Here is a 17,727-nt window from a genome sequence, read left to right as displayed (position 1 = left end):
AAAAATATAACTGGAAATTAAAATTTCCAGTTATAAATACAATTTACTATTCAACTGTTATAACTATTTCATCATCTAATCCATCAATAATTACCTTTGAACCATAAGTAATTTCACCTTTTATAATCTTTCTTGCCAAATTATTTTCTAGAGTATTTTGAATATATCTCTTAAGTGGTCTCGCTCCATACACTATATCATATCCTTCTCTAGCCATAATTGCTTTAGCACTATCTGTTACTTCTAATTTAACATTTCTATCTTTTAATCTACTTTGTACTTCCATTAAGAATATATCTATTATCTTTTTTATTCCTGTTTCTGATAAAGGCTTAAACATTATTATGTCATCAACTCTATTTAAGAATTCTGGTTTAAATCTTAATTTCATTTCATTCATAACTTGTTCTCTTATCTTAGGATCTACACCATTTTCTTCAGTATTCTCTAAAAGATAGCTACTTCCTATATTCGAAGTCATTATAATTATTGTATTTTTAAAATCAACTGTTTTTCCTTTATTATCTGTTAATCTACCATCATCTAATATTTGCAAGAATAAATTAAATACATCTTCATGTGCCTTTTCAATTTCATCAAATAATATTACACTATATGGATTTCTTCTAACTGCTTCTGTTAATTGACCACCTTCATCATATCCTACATATCCTGGAGGCGCTCCAACTAATCTTGACACCGCATGTTTTTCCATATATTCAGACATATCTATTCTTATTATATTTTCTTCTGAATCAAATAAGTTTCTAGCTAAAGTTTTAGCAAGTTCAGTTTTACCTACTCCTGTTGGACCTAAGAATATAAATGATCCTATTGGTCTATTTACATCCTTTAATCCTGCTCTAGCTCTTAATATAGCATTTGATACTGATGTAATAGCTTCTTCTTGTCCTATTACTCTATTTTGCATTTCATCTTCTAATCTTAGAAGTTTTTCTCTTTCACCTTCTAATAAATTACTTACAGGAATTCCAGTCCACCTTGAAAGAATTTGTGATACTTCTTCTTCTGTTACTTCTTCTTTTAATAAAGCCCCTTCATAATTTTCTTTTACTTCTTTTTCTTTTTCAACTATTTGCGCTTCTATTCCTGGAATTTCACTATATTGAATTTCTGCAGCCTTATTATAATCATAATTTCTTTGAGCTATTTCTAACTCTCCTCTAGCTTCATCTAACTTAGATTTTAAATCTCTAAGATTTAATATAGCATCTCTTTCTTTTTCAAACTTTGCAGTCATTTCATCATTTTTAGCTTTAAGCTCTGCTATATCCTTTTCTAAAGCTTTTAACTTCTTTTTAGAACCTTCATCACTTTCTCTAGTCAACGCTTCTTTTTCTATTTCTAATTGGAATTGTCTTCTTCTTATTTTATCTAATTCAGTAGGAAGAGAATCTATTTCTGTTCTAATCATAGCTCCAGCTTCATCTATTAAATCTATTGCCTTATCTGGTAAATATCTATCTTGTATATATCTATCAGAAAGCTTAGCTGCTGCTACTATTGCAGAATCGTGAATTCTAATTCCATGGTGAATTTCAAATCTTTCTTTTAATCCTCTTAATATAGAAATCGCATCTTGCACTGTTGGTTCTTCAACTATTACAGGTTGAAATCTTCTTTCTAAAGCTTTATCTTTTTCAATATATTGTCTGTATTCATCAAAAGTAGTTGCACCTATGCAATGTAACTCACCTCTTGCAAGTAATGGCTTAATTAAATTACCTGCATCCATAGCACCTTCTGTTTTTCCAGCTCCTACAATAGTATGAATTTCATCTATAAATAAAATTATTCTTCCTTCACTACTTTGAACTTCTTTTAATACAGCCTTTAATCTTTCTTCAAATTCACCTCTATATTTAGCTCCTGCAACTAATGCTCCCATATCTAATGAAAATATTACTCTATTTTTTAAACCTTCTGGTACATCTCCTCTTACTATTCTTTCTGCTAACCCCTCAACAATTGCTGTTTTACCAACTCCAGGCTCTCCAATAAGAACTGGATTGTTTTTAGTTCTTCTTGAAAGAATTCTAATTGCTCTTCGTATCTCCTCATCTCTTCCTATTACAGGATCTAATTTATGCTTTTTAGCTAAATCAGTAAGATTTGTTCCATACTTTCCTAACGCATCATAAGTACCTTCTGGGTCTTGTGTTTCTACTCTTTGATTTCCTCTTACTTCTGCTAGTACACTCATAAAATTATCTTTATTAATATTAAATTTATCTAACAACTTCTTAGTTGGACCATTTTTATCAACTTCAATTATTGCAAGCATAACATGTTCTACACTTATATAAGAATCTTCAAATCTTTTTGATATCTCTTCAGCCTTTACTAAAACTTCTTCTATTTGTCTTGTTGCATAAACCCCTGAAGAATTAGCCCCTTCACCTAGCACTTTAGGCATATTATCTAAATTCTTATTTATTTCATTTTTTAATGCTTTAACTTGTATTCCCATCTTTGTTAGAATGTTTGGAATTAATCCATCTTCTTGTTCAACTAGAGCTGAAAATAAATGAATTACCTCCACTTGTTGATGGTTATATTTTACTGCTGTTAAACTAGCATCATTTAGTGCTTGTTGTACTCTTAAAGTCATTTTTTCAATATTCATCTCTCTAGTTCCTCCTATCTCTTACCTTATTATTTTTTACTATATTTAAATATTAATACAAAAGTCAAAGAAAGTCAAAGTAAATTTAGTCTTTTTTTGTTTTTAATATTTACCAATTTTTCAATTTGTCCTCGTTAGGTTATAATAGTACTATTAATAAACTTTTAACAAAAATATAAATCCGTTATATGTTTATTTAAATTTATTATTTTTAGAAGGTGATGATTTTTTGAGAAGAGAATATATAAATTATCCTTCGGATTTACCTGTAAAAATTACTTATACAAGTATAAAGGAATATCCTATTCACTGGCATAACTCTATAGAAATTTTATATGTTCTTAAAGGAAGTCTTAAAGTTAATATAGATACTGACTCTTTTGAGATTTTAGAAAAAGAATTGGAAATAATAAATGTAGAAGAAGCTCATAGAATTCATAGTGATGAAGATAATAGAGTTCTTGTATTTCATATCGATCCTTACTTTTTTGAAAAGTATTATAAAGATATAAACAATATTTTCTTTTACACAAATACTAGTGATGATAATGCTCAAGATGGCGAAGAGTATGATGATTTTAGAATTTTTCTATCTCGAATTCTTTGTGAAACTGTTCAAAAAACAGAAGATTATGATGAAGTTGTTGAAGCGACTTTAGTTGATTTACTTTATCATTTAATTAACAACTTTCACTATCTAACTTATGAAAAAGAAGAATTAAAGGAAAAGGCTGATCAATTAGCTAGATATCATAGAATATCTAAATATATATTTAATAATTATGATAGTAATATTACACTTCAGGATATAGCTAAAAAAGAGTTTTTAAGTCCACACTATCTATCTCATGAAATTAAATATGCTACTGGCTATAGTTTTACTGATTTAGTTAATTTAACTCGTGTTGAAGAATCTGTTAAGTTATTATTAGATACCGATCTTAGTATTTCCGATATTTCTGATGAAGTTGGATTTTCTCATGTAAGATATTTAAATAAAAACTTTAAAATTTACTATAATTGCACTCCTCTTCAATATAGGAAGAAGAATAAATTAACTGAAGAAGAATTTGAAAAACAAAAAATCACAGAAATTTTCCCTTTATCTGAAGCTCTAGATTATATCTCCTATGACTTAGAAGATTATGACCGTTTTAATTATGAAAATAAGTTGTGGAAAATTCATATAAATATGGATGATACTTTAAAGGAATTTAATAAAGAATATAAAGAAATAATAAATCTTGGAGACTCTTTTGATTTATTAATCGAAGATAATAAGGACATTTTAGAAGAAATCCAAGAAGAAGTTCATTTTAATTATGGTAGAATTGAAAATTTATTCAATAGCGATATGGGGGTATTCCCCAATTCTGAATTTTATAATTGGAATAAAGCTAAAAGCGTTATAGAATTTTTAGATTATATAGGTTTAAAACCACTTATAGTCTTAGATAACATTTTATTTGATACCCAGAAATATATTCATATACTTAATAGTTTTTTTGAGTATTTTTCTGAAATCGAATATATTGATATAGTGGATTTTAAGTTTCAATTTTCCTCTGAAATTAATGAAGAAATAAAGGAACAATTAACACTTTTACTAAAAGATGAATATAACTTAGATGTTATTGAAACTTCCTTTAGTTCTTATGATAACAATCGTAATAGAATTTATGATACAGCATTTATGCTTCCTTATATAATTCATAATATAATATTTAAAGGTAATTCATTAGATAAATTAAGAGCCTTTGATGTATTAGAAAAAGAAACTAGCTTAACTAATGAAGTATTTATAGGCGCTCCTGGTATAGTTAATGATATGGGAATAAGAAAACCTTCTTATTATGCATACTATCTCCTTAGTAAACTTGGAGATGAAATTGTAGCTCTAGATAACGGTTATATTGTTACAAAAAAAGAAGATGAATATTGTATCCTTTTATATTCCCATAATGATGATTTAGATTCTTTAGCTGACTATAATGATTTATATAAAAAGAGAGGAAAAGGTAAGGTATATAAAAAGAAATTTTCCTTAAATATAGTAAATATAAAACATTCTTCTAGAATAATTACTTATGAAGTTAATGAAAAAATAGGTTCTTCTTATAACTACTGGCTTTCAATGGGATCTCCAGATAGATTAAATAAAGAAGAGAAAGAGATTCTTCACAAAGCATCTTTTCCTAAAATTGATTTTAAATATTCGAAAAAAAATACCATTCTAAACATAATTACTGAACTAAAAGGTTATGGAGCTAAGCTAATTTTAATAAAAAGTACTAAATAAAGTACAAAAATACCATTTTCAATGGTGTTTTTGTACTTTTTCCTTTTTTATCCATGAATCTATTTAGCTTAATTGTACCTTTTAAGTCAGCATTTTGGTTAATTAAAATAAAGGCTTATTAAGAGTATACTTATATTAAGATGATAGAAATTTTCAAAGGGGTTGATATATTATGAGAGGATTATTCTTTATTCCAGATATATTATCAATATTTAATACGAGGTGGTCATTGTGGGAATTGACAACAAGCTTTTTACATCTGAAAAGATAAGCAAAGCAATTTTTAAACTGGCACTGCCTATTACAATTTCCTTATTTGTTTCAGAACTTTATAATATGGTTGATACAATTTTTGTTGGAAGATATATAGGCCCAAGTGCAATTGGAGCATTAACTGTAGCCTTTCCTATTCAAAGGTTATTAATTGCATTAGGATTATTAATAGCTGTAGGTACTTCTACTTTTATGTCTAGAAGTCTCGGTGAAAAAAATTATAAAGATCTTAGAAAAGCTCTTATAACTTCATTAACTACTACATTTGTAGTATTAACATCAGTTTCTTTTCTTATATTTATCTTTAGAAAACCCGTAATTTCAGCATTAGGTGCTTCTGATATGCTTTATCCATTAGCTAAAGACTATATTCTTATAATTCTCATAGGTGGAGTTTTCCAATGCATTAGCGTTGTTTTATCTTATGTAATGACAGCCTTCGGAAATGCTAAAATTACTCTTTACTCAAATTCATTAGGAGCTGTAATTAACATAATCATAGATTTTATACTTGTTGCAAAATTTGATATGGGTATTAAAGGTGCTGCAATAGCCACTGTTATTTCTCAAATTATTGCATTATTATATGTCTTATACTCCTTTAATAAAGTTAAAGAGATTTTTGCTTTTACTAACTTAAATGAAACTGCTACTGAATCAAATACAAGTTTTAAAGATGAATTTAAAGTTGGAATATTATTTTCTATAGTTTCTATTGGATTTTCAAGTTTTATAATTGAAATTTCTGATGCAATTGTTGCGGTATTATTAAATAATCTTTTATATTCACATGGTGGAGATGATGCAATTGTTATTGTAGGGGTTATTACTAAGGTATCTATGTTTATGTTTATAACTATAATAGGTATAAGTTCTGCAATCCAACCTATTATCGCTTATAATTATGGATGTTCTAATACTAAAAGAATTAATGAGGTATTAAAGGTTGGAGGATCCTATCTAATGATAGCTTCTCTAGGACTTTGGCTTATTCTTATGATATTTGCAAAAGGTATTTTAGGATGTTTCCTAACTGATTCACACCTTTTATCAGTCGCTGTTAATGCTTTTAGAATATGTATTTCTATTTTACCTAGTGCCGGTATTTACTATATGTGTATTTATTATTATCAAGCAATAAATGAAGCTAGATTATCCTTTTTATTATCTGTATATAGACAATTGGTTTTATTTATACCACTTGCATTTATACTTGTAAAATTTATGGGTATAACTGGTGCTTGGATAGCTTATCCAGTATCTGATGCTATATCAGCTTTAACCTCACTTTATTTTATGAGAAAAGCTAGAATAGATAATAAAAAAGCTAGCTATAAAGTTTCTTATAGAAAAAGTATTCTTAATAATTATTGAAAAAAATAAAACCTCTGTCTTAAAAAACAGAGGTTTTTTTGTTATTTACTTTCTTCCATCTTAATTGCAAGAGTAAAATATTTTAATGCATCTTTAGTTTCATTTAATTTATAGTACATTTGTGCCATATCTAAATATCTTTTATAGCGTTTTTCTTTATTTGCAAACTTAAATAAAGAGTCTAAAGAAAGATTCATATATACTTCCGCTTCTCTATATCTATCTAACTTTTGTAATGTCATTCCCTTTAAATAATAAGCTTCTTCAATTAATACTATATCTTCTGTGTTAATTGCTAAATTTAATGCCGTATCTGTTAGCTCATAAGCTAAGTTGTATTCTCCATTATTATAGAAAGTCTGTATACAATCATTTAAAAATCTAACATACTTCTTTGAGTTATCCTTTGGAAAAAGTTCTATGCCTTCTTTTATTTCTTCAATGGCCTTTTCTTTATTTCCAATATAGAAATAACATTTTCCGTTTTTACCTTTTGCTACTGATAGTGCCATTGGATTTTCTTTTTGATATTCATATGCTTTTTCTATGTAAGTATCCGCTTCAGGTTTATTTAGCATTATGTTTAATGTGGCAAAAGAATGATAAATATCTCCTTTATCCATATTGTCATCTATACTATCTATGTTTAAAATAGCCTCTTTTAAACAATTATAAGCACTATCTATATTGTTTAATTTTTCATAACATAAACCTTCTCTATATGACGTATATGCATATATAGCTTTATCTTCCACGTTCTTTTCTATAATTATTTCTCTTATTTTATTATAGTAATTTATAGCTTCCATATACTCTTCTATACTATAGAAGAACATTGCCATATCTCTATAATAAGCAATAGTATTTTCAATAGTATTATTTTTTTGGTATAAATCATAATACTGTGATATTATAAGCTGTATCTTTTCTACTTTATTATTTTCTACATAGAAGTTAAATAATCTATGTATAAGTTCAAAAGCTAAATCATCATAAGAATAATCTATAGCATAACTTAAATTGTGTTGAATTAAATCGCTTATTTCGTCTTCACTAACTAAATTATTTCTTAATAATTCTAAATTCGCTATAATTTGCTCATGAACATCTTGAACTAAATAATTATAGTCTACCCCAAGTTTTTTTGCTATATAGGATAAAATTCCTGTATCTGCTTTTATCTTACCATTTTCTATGCAGCTCATTTTAGAAATTGATATTTTGTCTCCGCATAATTCTTTTAAAGTAATGCCTTGATACACTCTAGACCTTTTAATCTTTTCTCCAGTTGATAATATTTCCATTCATAACCCCCGTATCTGAGTTAGTTTTTAAGAATGCCTATTTTCCTAAAAACATTAACTCCTTCATCTAAATATTTAGCAGCCTCAAAGTCCTTTTTATTGTCTATATAGAATTTACCTATCATTATAGCAATTTCTCCTGCCTTCTTATTTAAATCATTTGCTTTTGCTAAATTATAAGTATCTAATAATATATACTCAGCTTCTTTTGGCATTTCTTTTATTATATAAATTCTATACCATAAAAGATTATATTCTACTAATCCAGCTATATCGTCTTCTTTAAGATACCCATTTATTTCTTTTAATACATCTTCGCACTTAGGTATATTTTTTATTTTAATGTAATTCTCACATATATTAATTAACGTTTCTACTAATTTATCGTCTTTTTTCTTTATTCTAATTTCTTTAGCAACTTCATAATGTTTAAAAGATTCTTCTATATTTTCAAATTCATAGAATAGTTTTCCTAGATTGTTTTCTATATCTGAAACATTTGTAAGTTCTTCTAATTCTCTATAAACTTCCAAAGTTTTTTGTGAGTACTTTATAGCATTTGCTAAATCACCTTTCTTATTATATTCTTCTGATAATAATAAAAGTGTTTTAGCATATTCATTTCTATTATTAACTTGATCGAATTTACTTTTAGCAAGAAATGAATAATCCATAGCTTTACCTATATTATCTGTCTTGAAATAAGACTGAGCCATAAAATAGTATATCTCTCCTAATAAATAATCATTCCCAATATTATTATCTATATACACTTTTTCAGCTTGCCTTAAATAACTATTTGCAGAATGATAAGCTTTTAATTGTAAAGTAATTCTTCCTAAGTTTAAGAAAGTATTAATTATTTCTTCGTAATTGTTATTTTTTATAAATATAACATTTGATGATAAGAAATATTGTTGTGCAAGTACTAATTCACCTTTTGACATATAGATTTTAGCTCTTAAATATAATATTTTAGCTTTTCTATATTCTAGGTTATATTTCTCCGCATAATATAAAGCGTTTTCTATATACTTTTCACCTACAGTATGATCACCTGCTAGTATATATGATTCTGCCACTTGTTCATAATATATACTTATTTTTTCTGCTTGTGACTCTTCTGACTCCATTAGATACTCAACAGATGTATTTAATTCCCCAGCTAAATATTCTAGTAAATCCATTGAAGGGTTGGATCTCCCTGATTCTACTAAACTTATTTGACCTGGAGTAATTCTGTCCCCTGCAAGATCTTTAAGAGTCATATTTAATTCTTTTCTTCTTCTTTTAATCTTTTCTCCTAATGCAAGAATCTCCATTATCCACTCTTCCTTTTCAATCTTATCATTGTTTTTAATAAACTAAATCTTTATCAAACTTCAATTCATCATATACCCCTTTAGACTTTTCAATTAATTTTTCAACCAATTTTATTCAATTAAAGTTTAATTATATTTAATTAATTATAACATAATTTTGTTAAGTAAAGTACAAAGCACTTTGTTTTATTTAATTAAATTTTTACCCTTTATGTTTATTTATTATACCATTATTTTTGTTAATAAAACTAGATGCTTTTTTAATTATTATAAAAAAAAAAGAAGAAAATATCATTTTAGTACCTGTTATTTTATAAATTTTAAATTTTTATCCTCATAAAATTAAAAATTTATTAACACTTTTTTAATATTTGTAATGGTTTGTATAAGATTGTAATTAAACCTATGAAATTTAATTTTAAGGCAAAAAAAGATGAGAATTCTAAATTCTCATCTTTTTTAGGATATATTAGTTTTGAATTGAAATGTCGTTTTATGAATTATTTAACATATCCTACTAAAGTATCATATGCATCTTCTGCCATTCCCATAGCTTTTCTTCCTGTTCTCTTTATGTTCCTTTGAGTCTTTCTATCTAATTGTGGAATCACCATGATACTTACTGCAGCTCCTACCATCATTCCAGCTGCTAAACCTTTCATCATTCTACCCATACAAAACACCTCTTTATATTTATATATTAAAGTTACATTGTTATGTTATCCAAATTAGATAATATTTACTCTAGGAATTTTTAGGAACATTTAATTTTTTAATTAAATACTCAATAAAATCGACTTTTTTATCTTCTTGTAATTTTTTTATTAACTTAATACCATTTTCTTCATTAACAACAAATTCATTAATAATATCTATAAATTCGACCTTTTCGCTAGATTCTACTTTATTTGTCTTTTTATCTGCTAATTCTATATTAGATTCACAACTTGGTGCTAAAGTTAATACTTGATTTTTAATCTTTAAATTATCAACTATAACTTTATTCTTAAGTAACCAATTTTCAACTACTCTATCTGAAGTTATATCTAAAGCCTCTTTACATTTTTCATCTGCAAGTTCATTAAAGAAATCTCCGGTGTGACTATCTACCTTTACGAATATTATATCTATACCTGATTTCATGAAATTATTCATTTTATCATAATACTCTATTGATGATGCTTCTCTTCTTTCCCAAAAACCTGTTGCATGATGAGCAATGCCTTCATAATCATGAAAAATAACTACCTTACTATCATTTTTGCTTAAGGCATATTCTACACCTCTAACTGCTCCTTCTAACTCACCTGCTATTTGTCTAATATTACTTTGCGAGCTATCATTAGAAGCTTTACTATCTATATATTCTATTACATTATTTCTAACAGCCACTACTCCATAAGAGTATTTTTTAGAAGTTAAATTATAACTTCCATCAACATATATGTGTAGACAATCCTGTGGGTATTTATCTATACCTTTTTTCAACAATTTACTAGCTTCAGTTAAAAATTGCTTTGCTTCTTCTATTTTTTCAAAGCTTTTATACTTTGCTCCTTTAACACCTTTTACATATTTCAAACATTCTGCCCATGTATTTACTATCTTGTTTTCAACTTTTTGATTTGTGCTAAAGTCAAATCCTTCTTTTATAGCATATACCTTTTTAGCCATACTTCTGTACTCCTTTTACTTATCCTACTAAATTATACTATTGTATAAACATAAAACCTTTATTAAAGACTAACTAATTCATCTAAAACATTATAAAGCTTTTCTACATTTCTAGCTCCAGTAAAGTTTATTACATATTCTATCATATTTTTTATAACTAAAATAATATCATTCTTACCTTCCCAGTTTTCTAATATAATATAAAGTGGCACACCTGATATTATTCTATCTAAAGCAAAAAAAGCTACTGCTAACTCATCTACCTTCCCTATAAATGGAATACTATCAGGTATAATATCAGTTGGAAAAGCAATATATGCAACGGCTGCTGATATAATAAGTTTTGTCTTCATAGGAACTCTTCTATCCTTTAACAATCTGTATATAAGTGCAACCATATCTGGTATAATAAATAAATAATCACTTATCTTTTTAGCTTTTTCAGGTAGTTTATCTATAGCATACTGTCTTCCTGAAGAATAACTATCCTTTACTTTACTTACTACCATCAAAGAAGTATTTTCCTCTAATACTTCCTTTTCATCTTCTATTTCTTTTATTAGTGTACCTTTAATTGACACATTTATATCTTTAACTTCTACATTTAATATAGAATTTCTTATATATAAATCTTTAATATCAAAATCTATATATGGTACATCTTTTAATATCTTCTTTATATTAATTACAACTTTACCCTTTTCATAATGAATTCCCTTTTCTTCAAAAGCTTTTAATGCATATTTTAAAGCTAATTTTCTTATTAATGAAACTATTCCTATTTTAAGTAATTTAAACGAAGATACTTCTGCATGAATTATTCCATTTTCAATTCTAACTAGCTTTATTCCTGCAATAAAATCAATCTTAAAACCCTTATTAAAGCTTCCTGTAACATTTATTTCATTTTTTAATTGAATATCTGATATTTCAAGTCCATCAATATTAAGAAACTCTTTTATTATACTTAATAAATCTTCTCCAGTTAATCCTATTTTCACATCCGATATATTCATAAAATATCCTCCTCTATACTTACTCCTATGAATTAACAAATCCATATCTTAGTATTCATCTTTTTTATCCTTTATTCTAATTATCCTATTACATAATCATTCAAGTTTTCTCCAACTATATTTAAATGATCATTTTCTATATATATATCTTCTATAATAGTTTCTAGCATTTTCATTTCTTCTTTTATTTTGTCAACTTGTACTAAAAATTTATTACCTTGAACTTCAACTTCATGTTCTTTAGCTATCTTTGATATAGCTTTCATTAATAAATTAGTATTAGCTTTAAATATTCCAAAACTTGATAGCTTTAAATCTAATACTTCAACTATTAATTTCTTATTTTCTATACCTTTTATTCCTACATTTCCTGTAACCTTTCCCTTTAGTATTCCGCTTACTGCTCCATCAAAATTTAACGTTCTGTTTATTACTATATTAGTAACCTCGAACCCCTTCTCTTTTCCTTTAATATTAAGAAGAGATTTTATATCTTCTGCAGTTAGTTGAGTTCTATTTATCATATATTTTCTTTATCCCCTTTACATAATAATCTGAGTATCTCTAACTTACAAAACGTAATTAAAGTATACTCTATTTAATAATAATTTAAAAGATTCTATTTTAGCTTTTCCATTTAATCCATAACTTACATTGGCAAATTATATGTTTATCGTTAGACTTAAAGTTTTAAATCTGTATAATGTGTATTACAACAATTCATATTAATTTAGGAGGTAATTATGAATAAGAGTAAAAAGAACTTAATTTGGTTACCTATTGTTACAGCTCTTCTTTCTCTTTTCGTTTTAAGTTATAGTACGCTAAGAACAAAATCTAATATCAATAAACAATATTCAAGTTTTTTATCAGATATAACTAACCAAAATATATCTGAAGTTATTATGAATAAAAATTCTAATCTTACGGTTGTCTTAAAAGATGGGACAAAATACTCAACAGATAATCCAAATAGCCCTACTTTAAAGGAAACTTTACTTTCAAGTAATATTAAAGTAATGGACGAATTTTCACCACCATTAACTAAAACTATATCTGCAGCTCTGCTTGTAATTTCTTTAGTTTCTATTGCCTTTATGGTTATTAATAAATCTAAAATAGGAACTTCTTCATTAACTAATCTAGATGTTAAAGATTTTAGTGATGACCAAAATAGCGATTTTGGCTTTCACTCTGTTGCTGGTAATGAGGAAGCAAAAGAAAGCTTAATGGATATAATAGATTTTCTCAAAAAACCTGATAAGTATAAAGAATATGGTGCTAGAATGCCAAAGGGAGTTATTCTTTATGGTGAACCTGGTACTGGTAAAACTCTTTTAGCTAAAGCTGTTGCTGGTGAAGCTAAAGTTCCCTTTTATGCGCTAAGTGGTTCTGATTTTGTGCAAGTTTATGTAGGGGTTGGTGCTGCTAGAATAAGAAATCTCTTTAAAAAAGCAAAATCTCAAGGAAAAGCTGTTATTTTTATAGATGAAATAGATGCTATAGGTAAGTCAAGAGATGGAGGTAAAACTCCTGGAGGTAATGATGAAAGAGATCAAACACTGAATGCTCTTTTAACTGAAATGTCTGGCTTTGGTGAACAAGAAGGTATTGTTGTTATTGCTGCAACTAATAGATTAGATATATTAGATCCAGCTTTACTTAGACCTGGTAGATTCGATAGACATGTTGAAGTTTCTCTTCCTGATATTAAAGCAAGAGAGAAAATTATATCACTATATTTAAATAATAAACCTTATGAAAATTTGAATATTCATGATATAGCTAAAAAAACCTCTTACTTTTCTGGTGCAAAGCTTGAAAACCTAATAAATGAAGCTGCTATTTTAGCTGTAAAAGAAAATTCTAAAGTATTAACACAAAAACATTTAAATAGTGCTTATTCAATAGTTTTAGCTGGATATGAAAAGAAAGAACGAGACCATTTATTAAAAGAAGATAAGCTACTTACTTCCTATCATGAAGCTGGACATGCTTTGATTTCATTAATAAAAACTCCAGAAGATAAAGTATCTAAAATAACAATAATTCCTACAACTAAAGGTGCTGGAGGATATACATTAACTATTCCAAAAGATAGCTCTTATCAAAGAATTGATTATCTAAAAAATAGAATAATGGTATTATTAGGTGGTAGAGCTGCTGAAGAATTAACTTTTGGTGTAGATAAAATCTCAACAGGTGCCCAAGGAGATATTACTCAAACAACAGAAATGGCTCTTGCTATGATTTCTGAGTATGGTATGGGAGAAACTTTAGGATTACTTAAATTATCAACGCTAGGCTCTTTAGCTACAACTTATGGTCAACCTGTTGTTGAGGAATATAGAGAATTAATAAACTCTTTATATAAAGATACTCTAGCTTTATTAAAGGAAAATAAAGATATTCTTGATAAATTGGCAATTACTCTTCTTGAAGAAGAAACTTTAGAAGAAGATGATATCAATAAATTAATTAAATTTAATTAAAATAAGAAGCAGAGCTTTTGCTCTGCTTTTTATCCTTCATATGGTATTATATAGGCATCCTTATACCCTTGTTTTTTAGTAGAATCAAGTGATTTTTCTGCATCTTCATAACCTTTAAAATACCCTATACAAACTCTCCATGCAGACTTTGATGGTATCTTAGGATTTATTACTGGAAGGTCTATTAAAACCTTATCTACCTTAGCTAAACAAGCCTTGGCTATCATGTACCCATATTTTTTTGAATCAAAGTTTTTTTCTATTTCTTCATTAGATATAAACTCAGCTCTTACTATAACTGTTTGCATATTAGTCATTTTAAAAATTTCACTATTACTTTCTTTTATACCTCTATCCTTTGATTCTAAATTTGAAATTAATTCATCTTTTATGAACTTAGCTAAACCCTCTGCTTTGTATTCATTTTCAGATATTAATATTTCACTTCCAGTAACAGATTTATTAACAAAAGAGTTCATATGAAGGCTAACAAAATAATCAGCATTCCACTTATTAGCAACATCAGCTCTTGTTTTTAAATCTATTGCTATATCAGCTACCCTAGTTAAAAGAACAGTTTCTCCATTTTTTTCTAATAATCTTTTAGCTTCATATGCCGCTTCTAAAACAATATCAGACTCTCTTCTTCCCATTAATCCAATTGCTCCAGAATCACTTCCTCCATGGGCTGCATCTATTATCCATTTTGCCATGCCTTTGCCTCCTTATTTTATATATTTACTACATAAAACTATATATTTCTATTTAATTTAATATATTAATTTCAATTGATGTTGGTTACAAATATATATATTAAAAAACAAAATACTCCAATCTAATAAATTGTCACAAAAAAATAGAGCTATAATAGCCCTATTTTTAATTAGAATGTAGGAATTACTGCTCCGTTATATTTTTCTTCTATAAATTTTCTACTTGAGTCACTAGTTAGAGCTTTTGTTAAAGCCTTAATCTTATCTGAATTTTCATTTCCTTTTTTAACTGCTAATATATTTCTATATATTTTTGCAGCTTTTGCATCCTTATCTTCAATTACTAATGCATCCTTAAGTGGGTTTAAATCTGCTTCTATAGCATAGTTTCCATTTATTATAGCTGCATCAACTTCATCTAATACTCTTGGTAATTGTGCTGCTTCTAATTCTTTAAATTTTAAGTTCTTTTTATTTTCAGTTACATCTTTCGGTGTAATAAGTTCTCCATCTTTTAATGTTATCAACCCTTGTTTTTCTAATAATCTTAAAGCTCTTGCTTCATTTGATGGATCATTTGGAATTGCAATGGTAGCACCATCTTTTAATTCATTTAAATCTTTTACAGTTTTTGAATATAAAGCTATTGGTTCTAAGTGTATTTCAGCTGTATAAGTTAAGTCTAACCCCTTACTGTCATTTGTCTCATTTAGATATGATGTATGTTGAAAATAATTTGCATCTATTTCTCCTTCAGCTAAAGCTGTATTTGGTGTAACATAGTCAGTAAACTCTACTACCTTTAGCTTATATCCTTCCTTCTCCAATTCAGGTGCTATATGCTCTACAATTTCTTTATGTGGAACTGGACTAACTCCAATTTTTATAATTTTTTCATCTGATGATGATTTTTTTCCACAACCTACTAAAGTAAATGCTAAAACTCCTACTAATAATGTTTTTACTATTGATTTTCTTTTCATAATCAATCCTCCTAATATTCTTAATTTTATGATAATTTTTTGTATAAATAATTTCCTAATGATTGTAAACCTTGCACTATAACTATAAGTATAATAACTGTAACTACCATTACCTCTGTATTATATCTTTGATAACCATTCCTTATAGCAGCATCTCCAAGACCGCCACCACCTACAGCCCCCGCCATAGCAGAATATCCTATAATACTTATAATAGTTAATGTTAAACCTGATATTATTGATGGTATTGCTTCTTTAATCATTACATTAAATATTATTTGTGTATCTGATGCTCCAAAAGATTTTGCAGCTTCTATAACTCCTTGATCCACTTCTTTTAATGATGACTCTATCACTCTTGCAACAAATGGCGCTGCTGCAATTGTAAGAGGTACAACAGCTGCTACTGTTCCTATTGATTTCCCAACTATAAACTTCGTTATTGGCGCTATTGATATCATTAAAATTATAAATGGAAAACTTCTTAAAATATTTATTACATAATCTAAAATTTTATATATCGCTTTATTAGCCTTTAATCCATTTGATGATGTTATTACTAATACAATGGCTGGTATAAACCCTAATATTAAAGAAAATAATGTTGAGAAAAATACCATAACCAAAGTCTCCCCTAATGCTGGTATTAAAATATCTATCATTAATTAAGCACCTCCAATATTATATTTTTATTTGTTAAGTAAGATATTATATTGTCTTTGTCTTCTTTATTAATGTTTATAACTAAACTTCCAAGTACATTTTCTCTAAACTTTTCAAGTTTACCCCCTACAATAGAAAAGTCTACTCCAATTTCTCTAGCCATCTTTGTTATAAGTGCATTTTCTGATGCTGTACTTGGAAAGAATAATTTTATATTTATACCTTCATCTGGTAGTAGTTCCTCCTCTTCCTCTCCTAAAAATTTTTTAAGAGATACTCCAGGTTTTAAGAAAAGATCTTCTGCTTGTCCCTTTATTTTTAAAATGCCCCCTTCTATTAACGCTACCTTTTTACAAATTTCCTTAACCACTTCCATCTGATGTGTAACAATGACAATTGTAATACCTAATTTTTTATTAATTCTTGCAAGTAAAGATAATATATCTTTTGTTGTTTTAGGATCTAATGCCGATGTAGCTTCATCACAAAGTAGTATTTTAGGTTCTAAAGCTAATGCTCTTGCTATAGCCACCCTTTGCTTTTGTCCTCCACTTAATTCTTCTGGTTTACTATTAGCCTTGTCCTCTAATCCAACAAGATTCAATAGTTCTTTAACTCTTTTATCTATATAGCTTTTTTTATAACCCCAAACCTCTAAAGGAAGTGCTACATTATCAAAAACAGACTTTCTCTTTAAAAGATTAAAGTTTTGAAATATCATACCTAAATCCTTTCTAAATTCTCTTAGACTATTATTTTTTAGAGTTTTAACTTCCTTACCCATAACTTTAAGAGACCCATTGTCATAACCCTCTAATCCATTTATACATCTTAATAAAGTAGATTTACCTGCTCCACTATGTCCAATTAGTCCATATATTTCTCCTTTTTTTATTTCTAAAGAAATATCTTTTAAAACCTCAAAACTTCCAAAACTTTTGCTTAAATTATTTATTTCAATCATATC

Annotated in this window: 14 protein-coding genes; 3 read left to right on the top strand and 11 right to left on the bottom strand. The window is 27.3% G+C overall.

Going from position 1 to position 17,727, the window contains the following annotated elements; genetic code table 11:
• Nucleotides 1-46 precede the first annotated feature (46 nt).
• Nucleotides 47-2,647 (bottom strand): ATP-dependent chaperone ClpB, encoded by a 2,601-nt coding sequence (gene clpB / locus BTM21_RS02280; protein WP_021876340.1) that lies wholly within the window; start codon nt 2,645-2,647, stop codon nt 47-49.
• A 229-nt stretch (nt 2,648-2,876) separates the two neighbouring features.
• Between clpB and BTM21_RS02275 the strand changes: the two genes are divergently transcribed.
• Together BTM21_RS02275 and BTM21_RS02270 are read left to right on the top strand one after the other, a co-directional pair.
• Nucleotides 2,877-4,946, top strand: coding sequence for a helix-turn-helix domain-containing protein (locus BTM21_RS02275; RefSeq protein WP_021876341.1), 2,070 nt, complete (start codon nt 2,877-2,879; stop codon nt 4,944-4,946).
• A 231-nt stretch (nt 4,947-5,177) separates the two neighbouring features.
• Nucleotides 5,178-6,593, top strand: a complete 1,416-nt coding sequence (locus tag BTM21_RS02270) for an MATE family efflux transporter (protein WP_079481553.1) — start codon at nt 5,178-5,180, stop codon at nt 6,591-6,593.
• 41 nt (nt 6,594-6,634) lie between these two features.
• On the opposite strand, the gene BTM21_RS02265 is transcribed toward BTM21_RS02270, so the two are convergent.
• The 6 genes from BTM21_RS02265 to BTM21_RS02240 all read right to left on the bottom strand — a co-directional run bounded on the left by BTM21_RS02265 (nt 6,635) and on the right by BTM21_RS02240 (nt 12,433).
• The gene (locus BTM21_RS02265; RefSeq protein WP_021876343.1) at nt 6,635-7,897 is read right to left on the bottom strand and encodes a helix-turn-helix transcriptional regulator; all 1,263 of its coding nucleotides are present in this window, start codon (nt 7,895-7,897) and stop codon (nt 6,635-6,637) included.
• A 20-nt stretch (nt 7,898-7,917) separates the two neighbouring features.
• Nucleotides 7,918-9,219, bottom strand: coding sequence for a helix-turn-helix domain-containing protein (locus BTM21_RS02260; protein ID WP_021876344.1), 1,302 nt, complete (start codon nt 9,217-9,219; stop codon nt 7,918-7,920).
• A 500-nt stretch (nt 9,220-9,719) separates the two neighbouring features.
• Nucleotides 9,720-9,893, bottom strand: a complete 174-nt coding sequence (locus BTM21_RS02255; protein ID WP_021876345.1) for a YtxH domain-containing protein — start codon at nt 9,891-9,893, stop codon at nt 9,720-9,722.
• Nucleotides 9,894-9,963: 70 nt separating this feature from the next.
• Nucleotides 9,964-10,893: a ribonuclease H1 domain-containing protein gene (locus BTM21_RS02250; protein ID WP_021876346.1), complete on the bottom strand. Its 930-nt coding sequence runs from the start codon at nt 10,891-10,893 to the stop codon at nt 9,964-9,966.
• 62 nt (nt 10,894-10,955) lie between these two features.
• Nucleotides 10,956-11,909, bottom strand: a complete 954-nt coding sequence (locus BTM21_RS02245; RefSeq protein WP_079481554.1) for a YkvA family protein — start codon at nt 11,907-11,909, stop codon at nt 10,956-10,958.
• Between the two features lie 80 nt (nt 11,910-11,989).
• The gene (locus BTM21_RS02240) at nt 11,990-12,433 is read right to left on the bottom strand and encodes a hypothetical protein (protein WP_021876348.1); all 444 of its coding nucleotides are present in this window, start codon (nt 12,431-12,433) and stop codon (nt 11,990-11,992) included.
• A gap of 219 nt (nt 12,434-12,652) precedes the next feature.
• Here BTM21_RS02240 and BTM21_RS02235 point away from each other — a divergent pair, with 219 nt between their 5' ends.
• A complete protein-coding gene (locus BTM21_RS02235) occupies nt 12,653-14,401 on the top strand; it encodes an ATP-dependent metallopeptidase FtsH/Yme1/Tma family protein (protein WP_079481555.1) in 1,749 nt (582 codons plus the stop codon).
• A 29-nt stretch (nt 14,402-14,430) separates the two neighbouring features.
• Here BTM21_RS02235 and BTM21_RS02230 read toward each other — a convergent pair whose 3' ends face one another.
• The 4 genes from BTM21_RS02230 to BTM21_RS02215 form a co-directional block, all read right to left on the bottom strand.
• Complete coding sequence (locus tag BTM21_RS02230) at nt 14,431-15,114, bottom strand: N-acetylmuramoyl-L-alanine amidase family protein (protein ID WP_021876350.1); 684 nt, start codon at nt 15,112-15,114, stop codon at nt 14,431-14,433.
• Between the two features lie 170 nt (nt 15,115-15,284).
• Nucleotides 15,285-16,097 carry a MetQ/NlpA family ABC transporter substrate-binding protein gene (locus tag BTM21_RS02225; protein WP_021876351.1) on the bottom strand — a complete coding sequence of 271 codons (813 nt, stop codon included), beginning with the start codon at nt 16,095-16,097 and terminating at the stop codon, nt 15,285-15,287.
• Nucleotides 16,098-16,123: 26 nt separating this feature from the next.
• Complete coding sequence (locus BTM21_RS02220) at nt 16,124-16,759, bottom strand: methionine ABC transporter permease (protein WP_021876352.1); 636 nt, start codon at nt 16,757-16,759, stop codon at nt 16,124-16,126.
• Nucleotides 16,759-17,724 carry a methionine ABC transporter ATP-binding protein gene (locus tag BTM21_RS02215; RefSeq protein WP_021876353.1) on the bottom strand — a complete coding sequence of 322 codons (966 nt, stop codon included), beginning with the start codon at nt 17,722-17,724 and terminating at the stop codon, nt 16,759-16,761. The genes BTM21_RS02220 and BTM21_RS02215 overlap by 1 nt, the downstream gene beginning before the upstream one ends.
• Nucleotides 17,725-17,727 lie beyond the last annotated feature (3 nt).

Origin of the sequence: Clostridium chauvoei, from assembly GCF_002327185.1 — a bacterium.
In the GTDB taxonomy this organism is placed as follows: domain Bacteria; phylum Bacillota; class Clostridia; order Clostridiales; family Clostridiaceae; genus Clostridium; species Clostridium chauvoei.
This window is presented reverse-complemented; position numbering and strand designations above follow the sequence as displayed.

What these genes read in the sequence shown, in the direction of transcription:
- BTM21_RS02250 (WP_021876346.1), bottom strand. Translation starts at nt 10,893, where the DNA reads ATGGCTAAAAAGGTATATGCTATAAAAGAAGGATTTGACTTTAGCACA.
- BTM21_RS02220 (WP_021876352.1), bottom strand. Translation starts at nt 16,759, where the DNA reads ATGATAGATATTTTAATACCAGCATTAGGGGAGACTTTGGTTATGGTA.
- BTM21_RS02235 (WP_079481555.1), top strand. Translation starts at nt 12,653, where the DNA reads ATGAATAAGAGTAAAAAGAACTTAATTTGGTTACCTATTGTTACAGCT.
- BTM21_RS02215 (WP_021876353.1), bottom strand. Translation starts at nt 17,724, where the DNA reads ATGATTGAAATAAATAATTTAAGCAAAAGTTTTGGAAGTTTTGAGGTT.
- BTM21_RS02255 (WP_021876345.1), bottom strand. Translation starts at nt 9,893, where the DNA reads ATGGGTAGAATGATGAAAGGTTTAGCAGCTGGAATGATGGTAGGAGCT.
- BTM21_RS02240 (WP_021876348.1), bottom strand. Translation starts at nt 12,433, where the DNA reads ATGATAAATAGAACTCAACTAACTGCAGAAGATATAAAATCTCTTCTT.
- clpB (WP_021876340.1), bottom strand. Translation starts at nt 2,647, where the DNA reads ATGAATATTGAAAAAATGACTTTAAGAGTACAACAAGCACTAAATGAT.
- BTM21_RS02260 (WP_021876344.1), bottom strand. Translation starts at nt 9,219, where the DNA reads ATGGAGATTCTTGCATTAGGAGAAAAGATTAAAAGAAGAAGAAAAGAA.
- BTM21_RS02230 (WP_021876350.1), bottom strand. Translation starts at nt 15,114, where the DNA reads ATGGCAAAATGGATAATAGATGCAGCCCATGGAGGAAGTGATTCTGGA.
- BTM21_RS02265 (WP_021876343.1), bottom strand. Translation starts at nt 7,897, where the DNA reads ATGGAAATATTATCAACTGGAGAAAAGATTAAAAGGTCTAGAGTGTAT.
- BTM21_RS02245 (WP_079481554.1), bottom strand. Translation starts at nt 11,909, where the DNA reads ATGAATATATCGGATGTGAAAATAGGATTAACTGGAGAAGATTTATTA.
- BTM21_RS02225 (WP_021876351.1), bottom strand. Translation starts at nt 16,097, where the DNA reads ATGAAAAGAAAATCAATAGTAAAAACATTATTAGTAGGAGTTTTAGCA.